15 protein-coding genes are annotated in these 23,064 nt (G+C 40.1%); 7 read left to right on the plus strand and 8 right to left on the minus strand.

From position 1 onward, the window contains the following. Window positions 1-35: 35 nt before the first annotated feature. From B3139_RS09755 to B3139_RS09775, 5 genes are all read right to left on the minus strand, one after another. Complete coding sequence (locus B3139_RS09755; RefSeq protein WP_293882389.1) at window positions 36-1,049, minus strand: PDDEXK nuclease domain-containing protein; 1,014 nt, start codon at window positions 1,047-1,049, stop codon at window positions 36-38. 162 nt (window positions 1,050-1,211) lie between these two features. Next, entirely contained in the window at window positions 1,212-3,392 is a 2,181-nt protein-coding gene (locus B3139_RS09760; RefSeq protein ID WP_293882391.1) for a S41 family peptidase, read from the minus strand. Between the two features lie 170 nt (window positions 3,393-3,562). Continuing rightward, a complete protein-coding gene (locus tag B3139_RS09765; protein WP_209579120.1) occupies window positions 3,563-4,897 on the minus strand; it encodes an SWIM zinc finger family protein in 1,335 nt (444 codons plus the stop codon). A 2-nt stretch (window positions 4,898-4,899) separates the two neighbouring features. Beyond that, complete coding sequence (locus B3139_RS09770; protein ID WP_209579119.1) at window positions 4,900-8,010, minus strand: DUF6493 family protein; 3,111 nt, start codon at window positions 8,008-8,010, stop codon at window positions 4,900-4,902. A 144-nt stretch (window positions 8,011-8,154) separates the two neighbouring features. Next, entirely contained in the window at window positions 8,155-10,359 is a 2,205-nt protein-coding gene (locus B3139_RS09775) for a TlpA family protein disulfide reductase (protein ID WP_293882396.1), read from the minus strand. Window positions 10,360-10,682: 323 nt separating this feature from the next. Between B3139_RS09775 and B3139_RS09780 the strand changes: the two genes are divergently transcribed. Then, a complete protein-coding gene (locus tag B3139_RS09780; protein WP_209579117.1) occupies window positions 10,683-11,210 on the plus strand; it encodes a hypothetical protein in 528 nt (175 codons plus the stop codon). Between the two features lie 63 nt (window positions 11,211-11,273). Here the strand turns inward: B3139_RS09780 and B3139_RS09785 are convergent, their stop codons facing one another. Beyond that, entirely contained in the window at window positions 11,274-13,625 is a 2,352-nt protein-coding gene (locus B3139_RS09785; protein WP_209579116.1) for a BamA/TamA family outer membrane protein, read from the minus strand. Between the two features lie 8 nt (window positions 13,626-13,633). On the opposite strand from B3139_RS09785, the gene B3139_RS09790 reads away from it, so the two are divergent. The 6 genes from B3139_RS09790 (at window position 13,634) to B3139_RS09815 (ending at window position 20,872) form a co-directional block, all read left to right on the plus strand. Then, on the plus strand, window positions 13,634-14,383 hold the full coding sequence (locus B3139_RS09790; RefSeq protein ID WP_209579115.1) for a TrmH family RNA methyltransferase: 750 nt from the start codon (window positions 13,634-13,636) through the stop codon (window positions 14,381-14,383). Window positions 14,384-14,442: 59 nt separating this feature from the next. Next, a complete protein-coding gene (locus tag B3139_RS09795) occupies window positions 14,443-15,615 on the plus strand; it encodes an MFS transporter (RefSeq protein WP_209579114.1) in 1,173 nt (390 codons plus the stop codon). A gap of 199 nt (window positions 15,616-15,814) precedes the next feature. Then, window positions 15,815-16,729 (plus strand): hypothetical protein, encoded by a 915-nt coding sequence (locus B3139_RS09800; RefSeq protein WP_293882405.1) that lies wholly within the window; start codon window positions 15,815-15,817, stop codon window positions 16,727-16,729. Then, entirely contained in the window at window positions 16,726-17,403 is a 678-nt protein-coding gene (locus B3139_RS09805) for an ATP-binding cassette domain-containing protein (protein WP_209579112.1), read from the plus strand. Before B3139_RS09800 ends, B3139_RS09805 begins: the two co-directional genes overlap by 4 nt. A gap of 35 nt (window positions 17,404-17,438) precedes the next feature. Next, on the plus strand, window positions 17,439-17,981 hold the full coding sequence (locus B3139_RS09810) for a GNAT family N-acetyltransferase (protein WP_209579111.1): 543 nt from the start codon (window positions 17,439-17,441) through the stop codon (window positions 17,979-17,981). 149 nt (window positions 17,982-18,130) lie between these two features. Next, on the plus strand, window positions 18,131-20,872 hold the full coding sequence (locus B3139_RS09815) for a DNA gyrase/topoisomerase IV subunit A (protein WP_209579110.1): 2,742 nt from the start codon (window positions 18,131-18,133) through the stop codon (window positions 20,870-20,872). A gap of 163 nt (window positions 20,873-21,035) precedes the next feature. On the opposite strand, the gene msrA is transcribed toward B3139_RS09815, so the two are convergent. Together msrA and B3139_RS09825 are read right to left on the minus strand one after the other, a co-directional pair. Then, entirely contained in the window at window positions 21,036-21,551 is a 516-nt protein-coding gene (gene msrA, locus B3139_RS09820) for a peptide-methionine (S)-S-oxide reductase MsrA (protein ID WP_209579109.1), read from the minus strand. A gap of 148 nt (window positions 21,552-21,699) precedes the next feature. Next, on the minus strand, window positions 21,700-22,740 hold the full coding sequence (locus B3139_RS09825) for a N(4)-(beta-N-acetylglucosaminyl)-L-asparaginase (RefSeq protein WP_409050312.1): 1,041 nt from the start codon (window positions 22,738-22,740) through the stop codon (window positions 21,700-21,702). Between the last annotated feature and the right edge of the window lie 324 nt (window positions 22,741-23,064).

The raw sequence follows: 23,064 nt of genomic DNA on the forward strand, positions 1-23,064 counted from the left end.
TTGCATTTTAAAAATATATAATGCTCGTTGTAAATTTACTCATCGCCAACCTTACTCACAAAACTTTCCAGTTCTTTGTTCACCTCATCCAGCAACTGTTGCTCTGTAGGCAAGTAAAGCTCATATTGACTGGCAACGATTTGTTTTTGGTCTTCGGGAAGGGTAAATTTCACAACCGCATCGTTTTTACTCGCACAGAGTAAAATGCCGATCGTGGGATGTTCATATGGAAGCCTTTCAATGCGATCATAGTAATTGACATACATCTGCAATTGACCAATGTCCTGATGGGTTAATTTGTGAGTCTTGATCTCAATGATCACAAAACTTTGCAATAGACGGTTGTAAAAGACCAGATCAACAAAAAACTCATCACCTTCTATATGGATGCGTTTTTGTCTGGCCACGAAGGAGAAGCCATTCCCTAATTCGAGAAGGAATTCTTGAAGATGAACAATAATGGCGCCTTCAAGATCTTTTTCATAATAAGCGCTTTCCCGTTTCAACCCTAAAAACTCCAGTACCATTGGATCTTTGATAATTTCCTTGGCATCAGAAGGCATCTTTTCCTTTTTGGCTACAGCCAATACACTTTCCTTATCGTTACTAAGCAGCAGGCGTTCATATAGACTGGTATTGATCTGCCGCTCAAGCTGGCGGACTGTCCAATTATTCTTTATGGTTTCGGCAATATAAAACTCCCGTTGTTCCTCGCTATTAAGACTTAAAAGCAGCTTATACTGGCTCCAACTCAATTGCGTCCACAGTGTAGACACAATTGGAAATGTGCGATAAAATTGGCGGCACCAATTTAGCTGTCTATACGAAAAACCACTACCAAACTCAGGCTGCAACTCCGCTGAAAGATATTTTATGATGTATTTCCCATAGTCCGCTCTATCCTTACCTTCCTGCTCCTGTTCAAAAATACGTTGGCCGATATGCCAGTACATCAACGTACGCTGATGGTCGACAGCACGAATGGCATTGTCTTTGGACTGGGAAATAATCGCTTTTATATCGGATACTAAAGTTTGATCTGTTAACATAATTGCCTGTTTAATTGGTACGACTTCTGTAAGTAACAATACAAAGGTAGCTAAACCTTATTAAAATACTAAATATTTTAGTATTTATTTTAAAACAAATCACCTTATGTTATCCGACTTTAAGTCCTCACCTCTCCGCAACGATCAATCGTAAGACCAAACTCATTTATTTAAATACTCCAATGCTTTTTCCATCACCTCATCCTTACCTTCGCGAATCCCCTTTATACTCGGCTTGACAATTTCATCAATTTTAATACCGACACGCTGAGTTTCACGCTGATCAGGGTAATATACACCCAGTCCCGAAAGCATTGTCCTTTGATTACCTGGTAAATCAATGGAACTGACATTGCCATCAGCACCCGCTGTCTGTGATCCGAAAACCTTGACATTAGCAGCTGCCTGATAAGCCATCACATGATATTCCGCAGAACTCTGCGTATCCTCATTGACCAGAATAGCCACCTTACCTTGATAACAATCATTGGCATTCTCCCCAACTTGTAATGGGCTGCTCATTACAAAAGTTCCAGGATATTGAAGACTCGTACTGGTAAAACGAACGAAATCAGTAGGCTTGGTCAACAACAAGGGTGTAAGCTTGAACACTAAAAAATCACCGGGATAATTGCGGTCATCAATCACAATACCTTTTACCTTACTCCAGTTTAACCTATTATCTGTAATCATTTTACCACGCAATAAACTATGATTAATATATAGAATATTATTATCCAGCATCTTAAAAGCTACAGTATCTTTTGGCGCAGGTTTAATTTGGCTAGCAGACATCGCAACAATATTTACTGTAATAGGTTCGCCATCACGCACTATTTCACAGGCTACAAGCTCGCTACTGCTTGTCACAAGCTTTCTAGCAAGATCGCGGTTGGCCACAGCTTCATTCGGTGTGCTCATATAAGCCCATAGTGAATCTCTGATTTCTTCAATCTTTTTATGTTCCTTACTGATGAGCACATCTCCTATGCTAAGTTTATCTCCAGATTGCTCACTCTCAAAGACTTTAGTCACCACGGCTTTTCCCTCTATTATTCGGATCTCTATTGGCATACGGTACTTGCCATAATAATTTATCAGCCCTTTCGGCGTGCTCCAAAGTCCGGTATGTGCATCTTTTACTTGAGATATCATCTTGAGAAGTGAAAGTCCATAAGAACGATCATCCCGACTAAGGATCATTTCGGGCACAGCGGCTTTTAAAACCGCTTCCCATTTCGGGTCCGTCAGGTGTTTATAAGGAGAAAAATACTCGATCATATTCCAGAAGCGAAAAAGCGTTAACAACCGAAATCCCACGTCCGCTGATAATACATTTTCATATTTTTTCTCGTTCTTGAAAAGCACATTACCTGCGCCACCAGTAAAACCAAAGTAGTGATGCTGATCGAAACTGCTGTAACGAATACGCTTCAGTTTATCTTTAAGATCATCCTTAAATGGAAGCTCATCGATCCAGCTATAATCTATTTCGTGAACGACGTTTTCAAGCAGTGGCTTAGCGTAGTTAGCCGTCGTACCGACACTGTCTAACAGCGCAGCATAATGTGCCTCAATAGATTTATTATCTTTTGCCATAATAACAGCATTTATAGACTTAAATAACTGTTGATCCCAATCATACTTCCCTTGCGCTATCGCTGGATGCCTATATTTCAGAAATCCCCATATTCGTCCCAGATCCACTAAGCGTTGATCAATCTTGGGCGTACTATTAAAGTCAGATATCCCCGAACTTGCAGGTTCACTGATTTCTTTCGCAAATGGCACAAACATTCCCGCTTCCTTGGTAATATCCTTACCATCTACAGTAATGAGCACATCATCAACCCACATCTTACCTTCTCCAGAAAGAAAAAACGCAATGGAGATCCCTTCCGTCTGGTTTGGCACCAATTTAGTTTTCAGCTTAATATTTTCCCAGTTTTTTGTCCCATTCATTTGGCGGTTAGCCATATTATCGAAAAAGATTTCGGGATCTATCCGTAACATCATCGACGCATAAGACCCCGCGATGATGTTCTCGCGCTTAATCATCGCAGACACTTCAATGGAATCGCCCTTTAAATTTGATGGTAACCACATCATAATTCCTCCGAAAGCGCTGTTCTTTTTTAGACTTTCAATCCGAAGCGCTCCTTTTGCACTATAATATGTATTTTGGTCTATACTACTTTTAAAAACCGTCGTATCGCCTATCTTGAACCATGGAGCATTAATCGGTTGATCAAATGAAAAGTTAAAATTTTGTTGACTAAAGACAGGAGTGGCTACTGCTGTTAGAAAAACAATAAGGAAAATAAATAGGCTGTTAGATTTCATAATTGAAAATTTTCCTTAAATTAATCAATTAATGAATTATTAACAAAACCTTTCTAACTTTTGCACGACACTATTTTTCTATTTTCCTTGCGACATTTTTAGATGTTCAGTTCGTAATGTATTTTGCATCATGTTTTACCATAAAGGGGAAAAACATGATGCGCTCTTCGCTACCCATTCAGCATCTTTACCGCGAGTATATGTTTACATAGCCCCCTCTTTCCCTGATGATTAGTAAACCAGTTACAGGTACATTGAAACTTATCGCCCTGTATAATGACAGTATGTTGCACACCGGATCCATCCACTCTCGCCTCGATATAATCCGTTGTATTCTTGACAAACTGTACACCTGCTGTCGCAACAAGTTTTTTCGCATTTTTTAACCGCGGATTCAACGCTAAAATACGTTCCATCTTAAAAGGCAATCGTCTATAATAATGCTGATGACTATGTAAATCATAACCTAACAACCCGATGGAAGATAATGAAGCAGAGAGCGTATCCATCGTATCGAAGTCGACATCATGCTCAATGGAAAGCATTGTTGGGTCGAATAGCTCGTTGGATTTAAGCAATCCATTCACGGCGTGAACCCATTCATCAGGAACGGCCTTAATCATATTTTCCAACACATTACCTTCACCCGAGAATCCGCGATAGCTATCCGGTGACAAAGCCAGAGTCAGTCTCATTTTACCAAAGTCGGCAACAAAAGCCGCGCTCTCACCTCCTTTTTCCTGATAAACAAGTAACCTGTCGGCATAGGTCACCAACCCCTCCAATAGGCGCAATCGCTGAATACCACCAATACGTACCGCATCGCCTGTACTTATGGGTGAAAAGACAAATCGGTTAGCCCTTTTCGTCAAATAGAACTCCCCTTTCACATTCCCTTTGGGAATGCCCTGAAATAATTGGATAAGCTGAATTTTATTTAATTCAAACTGAAGCTCCATACCCGCCAGATATAATTGAACGGAAGTCAGCCCTTTGATCCAGCGTGGTGGCAAACTTACTTTCTTCTCAGTCACTTTGGCTTTATCAGTACGAATAGAAACCTCATTGCTTCCTACTCCCAACACCATCTTTTCGGTCTTCTTGACAGCGTTTAATGCATTGAGCATCGGTTCATTGAAATCTACATTGGTTGTACCACTGGTAATAAACTCACCATCAATAGCATCTTCCAATAAATCTAAACGTGCGTAAACACCGTTACAGGAAGAAAATCCCTCGAAACGAATCTGGTTTGTACCAGCTGAAACGATAGGATCCCGTAAACTCGGAGGTACGGGTCCAAAACTCGATCGCACAACTTTCGACAAGGTCAACAAACATTTAGAAGTCAACAGAGGATCCGTCAAACTCCCCCAAAAGAAACAAGGCACGTTGGCGACTTCTGTCAATTCGGACTGATGAGCTAATACTAATTGCTGAATACCCGATTGGTGGGTCAGTTGTGAATTTCTTGCATAGCTAATCGCTATATCTTGCTCGGCCATATTTATTGTCTTATTTTTTTCAAAATGGGTTGTAAACTCTTGTATATCTCTAGCTTCCCAAAAACCTCTTGCAGTTCAGCTGAAAAACTGTATTGTTCCTTATTCATCAAATCGTAATAGTATTCGATGAGCTTTTTAAAATTCGTGGGCATCTTTTCGGCAATGTTATAATGAATAAAAGCCATCTCCAGCAACTGCAATAACGCATTGTTATGCTTCGAAGATATATCGCGACATTGCTCCAGAACTTCCACGCATCGCCCAATTGGCCCATAGCCGTTACCGAGCAGCAGTCCCAGTTGCACACCTAATTCCGCGGTGTCCAATCTATTTTCGTTAATTGCAGCCAAAATGACTTCAACCGCCATCGCACGCACTTCTTTCTCTTTATTGAAAAACGAAGTTGCCAGATACAGATTGGACTGTTGATCAAAGCGGAAAAAATCGTACAACATCTCCTGCAGATAAGCTGCTGAAGATTTTCCGCCAATATCACTTTTACCATTCAATCCCACCGTTAAGAACATGGAAAGACTTTCTGTATTCTGCGGCATTAAGCTATGCATAAAAGGGACATCCGCCCTATACAAATAATAAGCCAACAGCGTATCATTGCCACGATTAAAAAGATCTTTATGATACAAAAAAGTCTCAGCTCCGTGTTTGAAAGACGGAAAATAATACGTCAGCTTATCACCATTGTATACCTTTTCCGATTTTTTAGTCGTGTAATTGTAACCGTTATAATACGTTGGTTCTATTTGCAATACCGGACGAAATGGCTCCGCAGCAAAGGGGATGTCTGCCAAAGGCTCTTTGGTAAATTCTTCAAAATAAGTATCGCGATGATGCGTACGGGCCACGGTTGCCCATACGCCAATCCAGCTTGCCTGATCGGAATCTTTGAAAGACAATAAATTCTTCAGCCAGGATTGTTGATATAGTTTCATCGAATCCAGGCCTAGGGCATAACTGATCACATCTTGGAATTGCTGTTCCTTAATTTGCTTTATCAGTACTTCGATACCCTCTAAATCTTCACGAACTGTACGGCTTAGCGCAATGGATAAGTCCAATAAATTAATTTTCACGTCTGCTTCCTGATAAGCCAAAATGCGCTGCACGAGTATGGAGGGTGCAATCCAAAACGGCTTATGCGTCGGCAGACTCAACAGCGGTAAGCAGATGCCATCAATCCGATAACGTTGCAGTAACTCCAATTGGCTGCCCATCAAACTCACCCATTTGGAGTAATTGTGGTATCGATCTTTATCTTTATATACTACAGTCGGCTTATAATACATATTTATAAAGGCGCCTGAAAAATGGTTGTACCAAGATGATTCACGATAAGATCCTGTTAGCTGCTTAATGTAAGGCTCCAATTGTATCTGATAGTCGGGGGGAAAAACGGCCGTCTGTTGCACCCAGGCATTCATTAGTATTTCCACCTGAATAGGATCCGAGCCTCCGATGACCTCTCCCACCTTGAAAAACAATTCGTTCCAGGTCTGCGGATATTCATAAGCTTCGTTCAGGCAACGAAATTCTGTCGGCTGATAGACATATCGTTCGGCGGAACGGCCGCTCAGCTCAGCCAAGATTTCAGCTTCTGAATAACCCTCTTTTTGAAAAAGATGCTTTAGGTCAACCGCTATTGTTCCCATCATTTGCGTTTGATATAATTGAAGCTTGTCAGATAACGCTTCCAAAGGCTCATGCTGATTTTTTAAGATAAACTTACTTGCCCTTTCCTGCAACTGTAGGTCCGAAATCATAAATAGATCTGCAGCCAGTAAAACAAATCGTTCGCGCCACGCTGGCTTTTGCTTCAATAGCTTATCAAATTGAATCAAAAGGGTCTTCAGGCTTGACTTAACATCGCTCCGCATAAAGATACATTCTGCCCAATCCAAAAACTCCTGTAAATGAAAATCCTTATGCGAGAGGAATGGCTTCAGATAATCAACTACAAAATTGATCACGGCACTAGATTCAGCATGCAATAAGGAAAAGAATTTTTGCTGGTATTCGATCACTTTATCTTCAGAAAGCTTCATCCGTTCAATAAGCTTTCTGAAATAGCTTTTGAGATTAATATTCCAGTTTTTGGTTTGAGCTTCAAGCGCTCCGGTGATGATAAGTTCTGGATCAATTTTCCCATTGGCCAATAATGTGTCGAACACCTTATCCCATAAGAGTTCATTGACGGCATGCTGATAATCATAATTCCAATAGGCATTTTGAATCCCTGTTTCGTAAGCAAACACCAATGGAATATCTCTTTGGATTGTCAATTCATCGGTGGTGAGTTGTTCAAAAAACCTTTTTGATTCATAATGATTAAAACCAGAAATGGAGCTTGCATAGAGCTCTGGTTCAAAATCGATATGTCCCATTTGCTCCAGTAAGCGAAGATTATCATATGTAATGCGTTGCCAATCATTTTTACGAACTAACTGCAATAAATAACCGCCCAACCAATTGGGTTTGGCATAGTTTAGGATTTGCATCACGTCATGGCTCTTCGCTTGATTTAAAAGCTCATGAAAAATATCCCAGCTACCCGCATCTGAGCCGGAAAATGTGGCCAGAGCCAGCAACTTCACCGCTCGTTGCTGTGTCTTCGTACCTCGTATACCCCAGTTGTATTGGGCTTTACTTTTAAATTCAGGATCTTTGGAGAGATCACTATAATCAACCCAGTAGCGCTTGGCAGCACGAATTTCTTTTTTTAAAACTTCGAGGTTGCCACTAGCGTATTCTTCCAAAAATGGGATGATATTTTCAATCCTTGCCTCTTTGATAAGTAGTCTCAGTGACTCTACCGCTTCTTCTTTCCGTCGGCTAGCAACCGAAAGCGGTCGAACAGCTGAATCTTTTTCACTACGATCGACGCCTAAAGTACCGTCTTCAGAATAGCCTTTTTTTATCTTCTCAGCAATTAGCTTTTCGGCATCCTTTAGACAGGCTGCTTCCGAGTCGAATGTTTTACTTTTACTTTGTCCGGCCGTTCCGTTTCGACCGTAGGTTACGGTATGTCTTACTCCAGTTGTTTGAATTTTCCAAAATTTATCTGATGTGCCGTCTATATACTTTAAATGCTTTAACATTATTTCTAGCTATAATATCAATTAATTCCCTTTCTGTTTAAATATAACGAAAGTAGCACAAAAAAAAGTATATGAAAAGGTCAATGACTAGCTATTCATTTCATAGGGATTAGATAAAAACATTATAAAATAGCGAGAACTATGTTAAAAAAACGCTATTTCTTCTAACAACTGCTGCCAGTCAAAACCAAATGGCATCGCTATCAACTTCCCCTCCGGTGTTAGAATATACTTGCTCGGATAACCCTGCACATTAAAATCTCGTTCCACCCGATTGTCCGACATGAGTACGGGTATCGTATAATTGTTTTTGGCAATAAAATTTTTCACTTTATCTTCTGTATCACTACACGCAATACTGACAAAACCAATTCTTTGCGACCTTTCTTTATTTATCCTGAGCTGGTCATAAAAATCATTGAGTTTCGGCATTTCTGCAACACATGGTCCACACCAGGTACCCCAAAAATCCACCAATGTCCATTTACCTTTCAAATCATCATTTGTTGTTTGACCATTTTGTAAGTTCTTTAAAATAAAATTAGGGGCTTCCGGTAACTGCGAAACAACTTTTTGCATAAAAAATTCGCTAAACTTCTGATCTGAATAGTAATGTTGATAAAAATCACGTAGGCCCCTGTAGCTTGTTCCCTGCACAGTCAAAAACTCTTTAATGTATTTTGATAAGGCAACATCCTTCTGGCCCGTCGAAGCCAGTTCGGTCAGATAATCTTCCGAATAGTTGTTTTTAGCCTTTAAAAAGTTCGTATCGTAATAAGAATCATAGGCAATTTCAGCATCTTTTTTTGGAGAATATAGTGCAGCTTTCTCCAAATAGGCCAAGGCCTCTCTTCTATCATTTTTATGAACTAATTGGTAAGCAAAATAATAGGCGGTGGCAAGATGCGCCCGTGTTATATGTCTATCCTTAGTTTGATCCGTATCATAAAGTGTTGTTAATTTTGCAATGATATCATTTAACATTTGCCTGCTAAACACCTCATCAATCGGCACCATCCGCTGATATATCATCAAAGCATACCGCCCGGCATTTCCATTGGTCCAATAATCAGCATTCAATCCCATCAGCTCATTAAATAGGTTCCGAGATTGTGGTAGATCGTTGTCCAGATCCTCGATTCGTTGCCACAATACCATAGGATAGATGTATTGTTTTTCCAATTCGGAAAAGCCATTCAATAATAGTTCGATCTGTTCACTAGCAGATAGGTATTCCTTCGAAGGTGCATACCCTTGGTACAAACTATTCTGTATCCAGTTATATTTCTTTTCCTTGTCCAGCAAAGGAATCAAAGCCATAAATTTGTCCTTCGATAGCTCGCCTCTATAAAGCAGATTAGAGAGATGGTGTGTTCCTGCCAACAAATTTACTGGTGTATTTTTCAACGTTAAGTCGTATTGTTTATCGTCTTTAATCTGTTGAAGTAGATTTAACTTTTTCTGCACAAAAAACTTATCATTGGGAAAAATAGCATCGTATTTCTTGATGTACTCCACTACTTTCACACTATCGACTGCGCCATCGGTCAATAATTTCTTGCTCACAAAACTGCTTGATAATAGCATTTCGGCATATGTTTCGTCGTAAGTAGGATGCATAATGGTCTCCAATTGCTGTATGTTTGTTGTACTTAAGACAGGGCGATTATCAAACGTATAGGTTTGTCGTTGATTTAGACTGATAAGTTTACAGCCTTTCTTAGCAATCACAAGCTCCCCTTCCAACTGTTTGGAAGTATCTTTGAAGGTTAAATATACTTTCTGCTTATCGCTTTTTGTCATGCTATACCTTTTACTGTCCACCAATTGTGACTCAACTTGGAGTCTTTTCAAGAAATCTTTGTTTATATAGGCATGATTTAGCTCTTGGCTTAACGCAGCCCCCACACCAGCCATATTGTTAGCTACCATTGCAGCGACATCGTCTGTTAGCTCCCAATGCTGGGCTTTTACCCGAATCTCCTTCTTGAGCGAAGTCGTATCGACAATCGTCTGCTCGCCTTGAAAATTAAAATAAATAGGTTGATGCAATTGCATTAAAACATCAGCCAACATGCTCGAATACAAAACATTAAGGCTACTATCTGGGTATAAACTCGAAAAGATGAATTGTCTTTCCGGATCTGTATACGTGATGGCTTTCGTATTTATTTCCAACGGAAAAGCTTGCTTCGATAATGTCTTATTGGAAGACACGGTCACATAAGTCGATTTGGAGTTTGCTAGCTTATTTCCTAGGAATAGCTCTTGTTTTATAAGATAACTTTCATTTTTTTGGCCGAAACACACAGCGTTCACCAAAACAGAAAATAATAATATACTCCTCATTGACAACAGTTTATATGGTTAGCGTCAAAATTAGTAAAATTTAATTGAACACAAGATTATTTAAGTAAAAAATGCAAATGGTCTGAGCCTCTCTGGCTCCTCCATTATCTTGTTGCCGTAAAAGGAGACTGAGTACGACTAAAAAGTGTCGGTATATCGGAAACTTTAAACATTTCCAAAAGAAAATTAAAATACCTAAAATTGCAGTCTTAATTCAAAGAAATTGGATAAAGCTTGTTGATCCCTGCCGACGTTCCAGGCGATCTTGACACTAGGAGAATAAATTCAGCGTGGGTCAATGTAGACTTGTATAAAATAAAAAAATGAAAAAGATTATATTTTTTCTATTAATGATACCTTTTTGGGCTGCTGCTCAAGAGCAAAATATCCAAAACTTTATCGTCAAAGAAAATCTTTCAAAAAACGGAAAGTTAGCAGTTATTGCATTGGATTCCTTGGGAAATACCAACGAGACCATCAATGGCAATTACTTATTTACGATCAATGGTTTCTCTCAGCCTTTACAGTTTCACGATGGTGTTGCTGTCCCAAATCAGAAAATTGAGTCATCAACATTCGTTTTCTTTAGCCATAAAAACCAGCAAACATCTAAAGGGCGCCTATTTTACATCTACAAGAGTGATAGCGGCCTTTCTCCATTTGCCATTAGTGGATTGATGTTTTTAGTTATTCCTGCTATCGTACTAGGAATCGCTTATATGTTTAAAAAAGTGATTATGACAGCCATTGCGCTTGCCATTGTTTTCTTTTTATTCAATCATTCCCAGGGGTTAGATTTAGGCAAAATTTTCGAATCCATTTTTTCAAGTCTCAAAAATCTTATTGGTTAGCGCCAAGGTCTACCTAGATTTCGTATCAATGAAAGCAAGTCAAAATAAATGAAGCGTGGTGCTTTAAAACGGCATACCAATACCAAAATTATATTGAATAAAATTGTATCGGTCTGGTTTGTGGGTTTCATAGTACTGTGCCTTAAATTCTTTAGAATCAAAAAAGTGCTTAATAACCCATTGATCGGCCCCTGAAAACTGAGGGTCTTTAAGTTTAAGTCCGGCATCTAAACGGATCACAAAATAGTCTGAATCGAAACGAAGTCCAAAACCGGTACCAATCGCGACTTGCCCAAGAAATTTATTGATTTTAAACTCTCCTCCGGGGTTCAATTCTTCATCTTTCTTGAGACGCCAAACATTCCCCATATCTACGAATGTCGCTCCGTTCATTTTGGCTCCCAAAAAATTATTGAGCAACCGGAAACGATACTCTGCGTTCGCTTCCAATTTAATTTCGCCGAGTTGATCCAGATTACGCAGATTTAAACGCAGGTCTTCACTTAAACTCTGGCGGTTGTAAGCACCCGGTCCCAACGTACGTGCCTGCCAAGCACGGATACCGTTCATTCCGCCACTATAGAAACTCTTCTCAAAAATCAACAATTTGGAGTTGTTACCATATGGAATTGCTATCCCTGGATTAAAACGGAAGACAAACTGTCTATTTCCTCCAAGATTTCGATATAAACGATAATCGAGTTCAGTTTTGGCATACTGGAGAAAAGGCACACCAAAGATTTTTTTCTCTCCGTCGGCATTCTTAGGCAATTTTGCCAAAGAACTAATAAGATCCAAAAAGTTTCCACTAACATCCAATGTCCCTCTGAAATATTGAAAATCTTCCTTGCTATTCAATTTTTTTCCATTCAACACAAAGGTATACTGGGTCCCCAGACCGAAATACTGGCGGTCGTTACTCCGCACATACAGCTGATAGCCTTCTTGCACGAGCTTGTTCCGGAAATTGGAATCTAGGCGCCCATCCCGGTACTCCAATACGATGGGTGTGAAGCTGTGGTACTTGTTCTCCGTTTCATACCAGGAATAATTTAAGGACGTAATAAAATAACGGTTTGAATAGGTTTTATCCTGATCAAATAATTGCAATGTCATGGAATAGGTCGTTTTAGGCAAGCCAAATTTCCCTCCCGGATTTATATGAAAAGGAACCATCAAGCGCGGAATAACCAAGTTGACCCCTGCCTGAAAATCATTGTTAAAGATCTTACTGGAAAGCCCTCCTGCCAATCGCGGGTCAAACAAAACTCCGTAGCGCAATTTAACCTCCAATTGCTCTGACCCTCCAAAAATATTACGTTGCGAAAAAGTATTTCCGATATTGAACCCACTCATACCCGAACTAAAGGTATACTCACCTTCTATCTGGTTTCCCATTCGAGGTCTTGGAACAAAATCATAATGCACATTAAGCTTATTGGAATCCTTCTTGACAAACTGTATTTTGACAGAACGAAATCCATTCATCTCATACAATCGGTCATAGGATTTATTTTCCTCTTGTAACGAATAGTAATTCCCTGACCGCAAATACATATAACGCTCTAACGGTTTCCAACGAAAGCTATTCGTTTCATCAACAAATAAGAGTCGTTTAGCTGAATCTTGAATGCGACGCGGCGACTTCTTCGACATTGTACCATAATTCCTTATGGTCATATAAACACTGTCAATCTGATACTTTTTATGTATCGTAGAATCCGATGGATTTTCGACATTGATTTTGAGGTCGATCAAATTACCCGCTATAGCCGAATCAATACCTGCACGCATATACTGCCGCAAATAATCGTAATATCCGTTGTTCCGCATCGAAACATAAAGTTTCTCTCTTTCATCGAGTAATTTTGCTGCATCATATTGCGTATTTGGCTTGACGGCAGTCTTTGGCAGCACCTCACGCTCAAAGATATCTTTTATATCTGCTTCTTCAAAGTTACGATCTACACCTCTAATTTGATAAGGAGCACCAGCATCAACCTTAAAGTCTATATGCGCGCGCTTCTTAGAAACAGCGATTTCGGGTGTTACTTTGGCTTTAAAATATCCTTTTGAAAACAAAAATCGCCGGATTTGATTAGCGGACAAATCGACCATTGCCGAATCTAACAAATGAGGTGGTTCACCGACATTCCGAATTTTCTTGGTTTTATAGCGGCCGTTTGTAGTATTGAACGTATTGTAAATAAAGAGATTTACCCTTGAATTAGGTCTTATTTGATTGGAAATATATGTTTCGGATGATTCTTTCAATGCAGGGGTAACACCAGAAATCTGTACTTTTGTAACCAAAGCTTGGTCATCGTCAAGGTATTTTGAAGACCGGCAGGATGCAAAAAGTGCCACTAAAAAGGTTATACTTGCAAATCCGATAAAACGAGGGTAATTAATCATCAATAAAAATGTTGTCAAAAGCGCAAATCAGTCTAATAACGTCTCTGCAAAATAAAAAGTTTAGAAAACAGCAGGGCCTTTTTATCGTGGAGGGTATAAAGTCCGTCATGGAATTTATCTCTTCTCGCTATCAGGTTGAGTCCATTTTCTATACGGGCGACGCCAGCACAAAAGTGGGTAAAATCTCGCATAATATAAAATGCCAGGAACTGACGGAGACTGAATTTCAAAAGATTAGTGCGTTGAAATCGCCGCAGGGAATTCTCGCTTTGGTCAAACTACCCTCTCAACAAACGATTGTATCAGACAACTTAAAAAATAAATTTAGTCTTGTGCTTGATGATATACAGGATCCGGGCAATTTAGGCACTATTATCCGCACCGCGGAGTGGTTTGGCATCAAACATATTATATGCTCTATAGGTACCGTGGACGCCTACAATCCTAAAGTAGTACAGGCAACTATGGGCTCACTGGCAAGACTTCGGATCTATTATACCGATTTAGGGGAATTTATACAGTCAAGTGGTCTGAAGGTGTATGGTGCACTACTGCATGGTCAATCCATCTATCAAACCCAATGGACCGATGAAGGCTTGATTGTTATGGGCAATGAGGGAAACGGTATTAGCAAAGAAATAACAGCATTGATCGATCAAGCCATTACCATCCCACGCTTAGGGCAGGCGGAGTCCTTAAATGTTGCTGTAGCAACAACGATCTTCTGTAGTGAGATTTCTAGACAAAAATTGGTTTAAGAATCCATTCATCGCTCCGAAAACTGTACATTTGCCACATTCCACAATAAAATTCCGCCATGCCAGCTGAACAGAAATCCATCTACACGTTACAATTTATTTTACTCTGCTTAAGCTCGCTCTTATTCTCTTCGAGTTTCAATATGATTATCCCCGAGCTCCCTAATTACCTGAGCAGTTTGGGCGGAGCAGAATACAAAGGTTTAATCATCGCTTTGTTTACATTGACCGCAGGAATTTCGCGGCCTTTCAGTGGAAAATTGACCGACCGATGGGGGCGGGTGCCGGTCATGGCAATTGGATCCATCGTCTGTTTCATCTGTGGATTTCTCTATCCTATCTTGACGTCTGTCGCCGGTTTTTTATTCCTACGATTGATACATGGCTTTTCTACGGGTTTTAAACCGACTTCAACGTCTGCTTACGTAGCTGATTTAGTGCCCCAAAAAAGATGGGGTGAAGCATTGGGTATGCATGGACTCGCTTTTAGCATCGGTACAGCTGTTGGCCCAGCGATTGGCAGCGCCATCTTTGAGGCCTTTGGCATCAATATCATGTTCTACTGTTCATCTCTCATGGCACTTCTCTCCATTATTATCGTCATTAACATGAAGGAGACACTGGCAAAAAAACAGAAATTTAATCTTTCGATGCTCAAAATAAACCGCAAGGATATCATCGAATGGCGCGCGCTACCCGCTGGAATCGTCACCTTTTTATCCTACACAGCTTATGGAGTTATTCTAACCTTAATTCCTGACTGGAGTGAATATTTAGGAATTAAAAACAAAGGACTATTTTTCCTGGCCTTTACGATTGCATCGGTACTGATACGTTTTGTATCCGGCAAAGTCTCGGACCGTTACGGAAGACCGAAAGTCATTGTTGTTGGAATAATCATTATTGCCATTGCACTTGTTGCTATCGGAATGGGCAATAGCTTTGTTGGAATGATGATCGGTGCAAGCATCTATGGGGCAGGCACCGGCATACTCTCGCCTGCTGTCAATGCTTGGACAATTGACCTCAGCTTACCCGAGCATCGTGGCAAGGCCGTAGCAACCATGTATATCTCGCTCGAAGCGGGAATAGGCCTTGGCGCACTGCTTGCTGGCCTGTACTATAGTGATGTTATTCTTCGAATTCCCGTCATTATGTATGGCAATGCAGTGGTTTTGCTGCTTGCACTGGCCTATATGCTGAGCTGGCAACGAAGGCACAAGGCCAACTAGCCTTTAAAGGTCTCGAAAACGCATGCGAGGCAAACAGGGATTTCCGCTATCATCAGTTTTTCAATGGACAACGTGAAAGATCGGTAAATTGCTTAGCGAACAGGAGTGCCGAAAAGAACAGATCGGACCGAATACTTGCCGTTATATGCTATGCAATTATATTGCATATAAAAGGTAATTTATCTAAGTTTGAATTATCATGGTAAGCAATTATTTAAAGCTCCAATACAAATTACTCGTTCGTCATATCAAAGCTACAGGACTACCTGTTCCGATCGCATATCTCCTATTGGTTGGGTTATGCTACTTAGTCTATTATGCTTTGTTTCAATACCCTATTTTTGGCTATTATGCCCTGATACTGGGTAATTTTCAACTGCTTTTTCTACTCACGGAAAAAAACAGGAATGATTTTCTCAAAAACATATTCAGCAGAAGAGATTTTCACAAAATCAGACTATGGGAAAATGCCTTGGTCGTTATCCCTTCGTTTGTCATTCTTCTCCTTCATAATCATTGGCCATATGTACTTTTTTTGATTGTATTAGCTGCACTTTTTGCATTTTTGACATTTAAGGCTTTTGGCAAGTCCATTCCGACGCCATTCGCAAAAAAACCTTTTGAATTTATTATCGGATTCCGTCGGAGTTACCTTCTTTTAATCGTTTTATATCTATTGGCTGGAATAGGTTTTTATGCTGCCAATCCCAATCTTGTCTTGTTTTGTGTTGCATGCATTGGGCTCACCTGCGTTTTATATTATCAATTACCGGAGCCGATTTTTTACCTTTGGAATGATAATCATACACCAAGAGGCTTTCTCATGCGAAAATTTCGACGGGGAATTTTGCAATGTCTTCTAGTTGCATTTCCTCTCCTCCTTGTTTACGTCCTTCTCTTTCCCTCAGCGTTATTCAATGCCTGCATTGTGCTGGGAGGTATACTTTTTCTGCTTCCTTTTGCAATTACATTAAAATATGTCGCTTACCCAAGAGAAATCAATTTCCCGGAAGGCTTTGCTTTAGTGCTTTGTTTTAGCTTTTATCCATTGATACTTGCGCTATTGCCCTTTTATTACATTAAAGCCATCAACAACCTTAAAAATCATTTATGATCGAGCTTACGAATCTCAGTAAATCCTTTGGACAACATCAGGTACTCCGCGAGATCTCTTATACATTTAGCGGTGGAAAGGTATATGGCATTGTTGGCGAAAATGGTGCAGGAAAAACAACCCTATTTCGTTGTCTTGCAGGACTTGAAACGGCCACAGGCACTATAACATCTGCTCTGCAACCGTTAAAGAATAATTTAGGCTACTTAACCTCGGATCCTTATTTCATGTCGAAGCTGACAGGTGAAGAGTATATTTATCTGCTAACAGATGCGCGTGGAAAGAAGATCAAAAATCTTAGTGAAAGAAATATTTTCGAATTGCCGCTGAAGGAATATGCAAGCTCTTATTCCACAGGGATGAAAAAAAAGCTTGCGCTGACGGCAACGTTACTGCAGAACAATAATTACTATATTCTGGACGAACCATTTAATGGTATTGATCTGCAGAGCAGTATCATTCTTACAGAAATTATTCTCCGTCTAAAAGCAATGGGAAAGATCATATTGATTTCCTCCCATATCTTTTCCACTTTAAAAGATACCTGCGATGAAATCTTGGTACTCGAAGCTGGCAGAATCAGTAAATCCGTCAAAAGTGATCAATTTGGAGACTTTGAGGAAGAAATGAAAGAAAAAATACTGAAGAAAGATATCGATAAGCTTTGGCTATAACTAAGGATCAAGTCATTCAACATGAATAAAAAACTATGGAAAAATACCTACCAATACTGGAAACCGAACGTTTAATTATCCGCCCGATACAGCTGGATGATGCTGCTTATTTTTTCGCAATGGATTCACAGCCGGAGGTTCATACTTTTCTGAATAACGAACCTGTACAATCCATTGAAGAAATAAAAAAAGTAATCACCCATATTCAGCAACAATATGAGCGATACGGTATAGGTCGTCTAGGGGTCGTTGAGAAATCAAGCAACGACTGGATAGGCTGGACGGGATTCAAATATATTGACGAATTGGAAAATGGGCGGATTGGATTTCTAGATCTCGGCTATCGTTTCAGAACGGAGTCCTGGGGCAAAGGCTATGCGACAGAAGCGGCGCTAGCCTGTATGCAGTACTATCGAGAACACCTGACCCATTTTGATGTACATGCCATCACACATATCCAAAACAAGGGGTCGCGAAATGTGTTGGAGAAAACAGGTTTTCAGGTGACAGAGCAATTTCATCTCGATCCATGGAATATCCCCTGTTATTGGTATGATTTGGTTCCCGACACCCCATAAAACTAATTATATTAGTTTCAAAAGCTAATTTTTTTAACTTTTCATAGTTTCACTGTGATAAAACAAAATGGTTTTGTATTTTTACACGTTCGAATAAAATAATATTTCGAACATTTCTGTATTGTACAATTTAATCTATTGCTGAGTAAATGAGTGACGAAACAAACTTCCCAAAGGAAGATAATCAAGACGACCTGGGATCAGGAAAAACAGAAAGCGGAAGTCAGACGATACCTTTATCGGGTCTCTACGAAAACTGGTTTTTGGACTATGCCTCCTATGTTATCTTGGACAGAGCCGTACCACATATTAATGACGGTTTAAAACCCGTACAACGTCGTATCCTCCATTCCCTAAAGGAAATGGATGATGGTAGATATAATAAAGCTGCTAACGTCATCGGAAATACGATGAAATATCACCCACATGGTGATGCTTCTATTGGCGATGCCATGGTACAATTGGGACAGAAAGACCTTTTGATCGACTGTCAGGGGAATTGGGGCTTCCCCATTACGGGCGATTCTGCGGCTGCTCCTCGTTACATCGAGGGAAGACTATCCAAATTTGCCAATGACGTGGTTTTTAACCCCGAAACAACAGAGTGGCAATTGAGTTACGATGGCCGTAATCGCGAACCTGTTACCTTACCGGTAAAATTCCCGCTATTATTGGCTCAAGGAGCCGAAGGGATCGCAGTAGGGCTGGCGACGAAGATCATGCCGCATAATTTCATTGAGCTTATTGACGGGTCAATTCAGGTATTAAACGGTGAACGTCCAAATATATTCCCAGACTTTCCTACTGGTGGTATGGCCGACGTCTCAAATTATAATGAAGGTCAACGTGGCGGTAAAATCCGTGTACGGGCAAAGATTGAGGAACGTGACAAAAAGACGCTCGCCATTACAGAAATTCCCTTCGGAACCACAACCGGCGGTCTTATTGAAAGTGTCGTTACAGCCAACGATAAAGGGAAGATTAAGATTAAAAAAATAGAGGACAATACCGCGGGAAATGTCGAGATCATTGTGCATTTAGCACCCGGAATATCTCCGGATGTAACGATCGATGCCCTGTACGCCTTTACAGCCTGTGAGGTCTCCATATCGCCCAATACCTGTGTGATCAAGGATGAGAAACCTCATTTTATGAGTGTCAATGATATTCTCATCGAGAATACCATAAACACTAAAAACCTATTGAAAAGAGAATTGGAGATTCGTTTGAACGATCTTCAAGAGAAAATATTCTTCAGTAGTCTATTAAAAATATTTATCCAGAATGGGATGTACAAACATCCGGATTACGAAAATGCAGGTGACTTCGATACCGTTGTGCAAGTTCTAAATCGCTTGTTTGAACCATTCTTTGATCAATTTTATCGGGACATACGCCCCGAAGATTACAAGAAATTGATCGATAAACCCATGAGCAGCATTACACGTTTCGATGTTAAAAAATCGGACGAAATGATGAAGACGCTCGAAAATGAGATCAAAGAAGTCAAACGTCATTTACGCCAACTGACAGAATATGCCATTGCATGGTTTGAAAAGTTACGTGAAAAATATAGTAAAGACCGTGAACGCAAAACCGAACTGCGCATATTCGACAAAGTAGAAGCTACCCAAGTTGCCTTGGCAAACACCAAACTCTATGTCAATCGTGAAGAAGGATTTATTGGATCGGGCATGAAGAAAGATGAGTTTGTATGCGATTGTTCTGATATAGACGATATTATTGTATTCCGTGAGGACGGTAAATACGTTGTCAGTAAAATCCAGGATAAAGTGTTTGTCGGAAAGGGAATTATCCACGTTGCTGTGTTCAAAAAAGGCGATGAGCGGACAATCTATAACGCCATCTATAAAGAAGGTGAAACGGGCACCAGTTTTATCAAACGTTTCGCTGTGGTGGGTGTCACTCGGGATAAGGAATATGATGTATCCAAAGGTTCCAAAGGATCTAAAATTCTGTATTTCACAGCCAATCCGAACGGTGAAGCTGAGGTAGTCAACATACAGCTTAAACCGCATACAAAATTGCGCAAGTTAAATTTTGATATGGACTTTGCTGAAATAGCGATCAAAGGGCGTGCTTCGCAAGGAAATATTGTATCCAAATATCCTGTTAAAAAAATCAGCTTTAAAAGCTCCGGTGTATCCACATTGGCCGGACGAAAAATATGGTACGACACCATTATGAAACGGCTAAATGCTGATGAACGTGGTCAGTATTTGGGTGAGTTCGATGGCGATGACAAGATATTAATAGTACTCTCGGACGGTAGCTACGAATTATCAAACTTTGATTTGAGTAACCACTTTGATGAGAAAATGATCCGCATCGAAAAATATTATCCAGACCACGTCTATACTGTAATCCATCAGGATGGAAAAAGCGGAACATATTTTGTCAAACGTTTTAAATTTGACGATCAACCTATTGGAAAGCGCATTTCCTTTATCAATGAAGACGCAGGTTCAAAACTGATCTTAATGAGTAATGCGACTGAACCCATCGTCAAATTGGATATTTTAAAAGGCAAATCCCAAACGGAAGAAACTCTTGATCAACCTTTGACTGAAATCATCGATGTAAAAGGAATAAAAGCGCAAGGAAATCGTCTGTCGTTTCATACCGTAAAATCAGTTGTCCTCTTGACTGCTGACGAAGATTTAAGTCAAAAAGAAAAAGCAACGGCGACTTCTGCAAATACTACAACTACAGCGCAACCAACTGAAGCTGCTGTAGAAACAACAGCTACCGCAACAGCAACTCCTCAAAAAGGGGATGAGCCAGCAGACAAAAATGATGATATCACCTTGGAAATAACCAATCCAAACGATATCCAAATCGACGATAAAGGACAGATGGAAATGTTCTAAATCATATACTGTACGTAAAAAAGGCTCGAAGATCAGTTCGAGCCTTTTTTATGCTTATCAATTTTTTATCCTATACTTCGTTTGTACATTTGCGGCATATCAAAAACCTATTTTACACCTTTATTTCATTTGAAACTCTTCCTGTTACTTTGATGTTGTCTTTTTATGCTTTAAATTCTTTAAAGAATTTTTGAAGTTTCGGCGCAATAACAACCGAACAGAAGGGATTTTCAGGATGGGTGTTGAAATAATTGTGGTGATAATCCTCGGCAAGCCAAAATGTTGAAGCGGGCTCAACTGCAGTAACGATAGGATCTTCATACACGTCTTCATTGTCCAACTCATCAATGAAATTCTTTGCTAAGATCTCCTGTTCTTCGTTATGATAAAATACAACTGATCGATACTGTGTACCCACATCGTTGCCCTGACGGTTTAATGTCGTTGGATTATGTGTCTTAAAGAATATTTTCAACAGATCCTCGTAATTAACCAATTCCTCATCATACTCTAATTCAACAACCTCAACATGATCCGTAGTACCGGTACAAACCTGCTCATAAGTAGGGTTATCTATGTGTCCGCCCATATATCCCGGCAAAACTGATGTCACGCCTTCCGTGTTTTGGAAAATAACTTCTGTACACCAAAAACATCCTCCTCCAAATGTTGCTTTCATACTTTTTATATTATTGTGTATTTTAATTTAATTATTCAAACACCTAAATGCTGATGATACAATGACTTCTCCTACTATCACTGCAAAATAAATGTCTACGTTATATGATCTCTGAACACTAAGATCTCATATTCAGACACGCCTCATCTTAATAGTAATGCTTTCCCTTGATGAGTAAATCTTGCTGTTCACCGTCGCAAACTGCATAGGAAAAACCTTGTTGTAAAGCATATGCACCATATTCACCTTTTTTATTGATGGCTAAGAATCCAACTTGGATTTCTTTGGCAATCGCAGGTTTTTTCTTCACGATACGCATAACAGCTTCTTTACAGGCATCTTCAGGCGTATATCCCTGCCGCATCAATTCGACAACCAAAAAACTACCTACATTGCGTATCACTTCTTCACCCACTCCCGTAGATGTGGCCCCTCCAACTTCATTATCGACATACAGCCCAGCACCAATAATCGGACTATCTCCCACACGCCCATGCATTTTGAAAGCCATCCCACTTGTGGTACAGGCGCCAGATATATTCCCGCTGGCATCCAATGCCAACATCCCGATCGTATCGTGGTTATACTGGTTGCCAGGCAAGCGCTCCGCTGCAAAAGACTGGTTTTCGATATTGGCTACCGGCTTGTATTTCTTCTCTTTTAACCACTCCTTCCAAGCCTTTTCACCTTCTGGAGTCAATAGATTTTCTTCTTTAAAACCATTTTCCAAAGCAAATTGCAACGCACCCTCGCCGACAAGCATCACATGAGGTGTTTTTTCCATAACCAAGCGTGCGACAGATATTGGATGTCCAATTTTTTCCATTCCGGCAACAGCGCCGCAATTTCCGTCCGAATCCATGATGCAGGCATCAAGTGTGACATGCCCATCGCGATCGGGATAGCCCCCCTTACCAACGGTCATATTTTTCAGATCGGCTTCGGGCACACGGACGCCTTGTTCTACGGCATCTAATGCCTTCCCTCCCTTTGACAATATTTCCCAAGCGGCTTTATTTGCTGCAATGCCGAAATCCCACGTGGAAATAACAATAGGATATTTTTTCAAATTGCCATTTGCTGCACCCGTCAATCCTTTTGCATCAAATGCTGTCAAGGCCCCCATTGTCGTAGCAGCCATCAAACCTTGCTTAATGAAATTACGTCTTGAACTCATTTTCTTATTCATCTTTTATATAAAATCTTGGTTTAACCTTGCGGCAAACAATTGCTGAAAGCTGGTTTTAGCCTCCCAAATACAACAAATCTCCCATTGACATCAGGAGCACGTATGATTTCGCTGCATTCTACTACATCCAAATCCGCCTCAATCCACTTAAGCGACCTGCGCCAAAGCACAGGATTTCGCATTTTAAAGGCGTCAAACCACGCTAGAACCTATGATTTCACAATCAATAAGCAATATTACAAAATGGTTTTAGCAATTAGATAATTTTATTAAAATTAAACCCAACCATTCGTTTTTTAGCAACATAACATCAAAATCACTCAA

The sequence above is a fragment of the Sphingobacterium sp. UBA1498 genome (assembly GCF_002325125.1).
Classification (GTDB): domain Bacteria; phylum Bacteroidota; class Bacteroidia; order Sphingobacteriales; family Sphingobacteriaceae; genus Sphingobacterium.

Bases quoted from the DNA above. Each gene is read 5' to 3' on its own strand.
- B3139_RS09755 (WP_293882389.1), bottom strand. From the start codon at position 1,049: ATGTTAACAGATCAAACTTTAGTATCCGATATAAAAGCGATTATTTCC.
- B3139_RS09760 (WP_293882391.1), bottom strand. From the start codon at position 3,392: ATGAAATCTAACAGCCTATTTATTTTCCTTATTGTTTTTCTAACAGCA.
- B3139_RS09765 (WP_209579120.1), bottom strand. From the start codon at position 4,897: ATGGCCGAGCAAGATATAGCGATTAGCTATGCAAGAAATTCACAACTG.
- B3139_RS09770 (WP_209579119.1), bottom strand. From the start codon at position 8,010: ATGTTAAAGCATTTAAAGTATATAGACGGCACATCAGATAAATTTTGG.
- B3139_RS09775 (WP_293882396.1), bottom strand. From the start codon at position 10,359: ATGAGGAGTATATTATTATTTTCTGTTTTGGTGAACGCTGTGTGTTTC.
- B3139_RS09780 (WP_209579117.1), top strand. From the start codon at position 10,683: ATGAAAAAGATTATATTTTTTCTATTAATGATACCTTTTTGGGCTGCT.
- B3139_RS09785 (WP_209579116.1), bottom strand. From the start codon at position 13,625: ATGATTAATTACCCTCGTTTTATCGGATTTGCAAGTATAACCTTTTTA.
- B3139_RS09790 (WP_209579115.1), top strand. From the start codon at position 13,634: ATGTTGTCAAAAGCGCAAATCAGTCTAATAACGTCTCTGCAAAATAAA.
- B3139_RS09795 (WP_209579114.1), top strand. From the start codon at position 14,443: ATGCCAGCTGAACAGAAATCCATCTACACGTTACAATTTATTTTACTC.
- B3139_RS09800 (WP_293882405.1), top strand. From the start codon at position 15,815: ATGGTAAGCAATTATTTAAAGCTCCAATACAAATTACTCGTTCGTCAT.
- B3139_RS09805 (WP_209579112.1), top strand. From the start codon at position 16,726: ATGATCGAGCTTACGAATCTCAGTAAATCCTTTGGACAACATCAGGTA.
- B3139_RS09810 (WP_209579111.1), top strand. From the start codon at position 17,439: ATGGAAAAATACCTACCAATACTGGAAACCGAACGTTTAATTATCCGC.
- B3139_RS09815 (WP_209579110.1), top strand. From the start codon at position 18,131: ATGAGTGACGAAACAAACTTCCCAAAGGAAGATAATCAAGACGACCTG.
- msrA (WP_209579109.1), bottom strand. From the start codon at position 21,551: ATGAAAGCAACATTTGGAGGAGGATGTTTTTGGTGTACAGAAGTTATT.
- B3139_RS09825 (WP_409050312.1), bottom strand. From the start codon at position 22,740: ATGAATAAGAAAATGAGTTCAAGACGTAATTTCATTAAGCAAGGTTTG.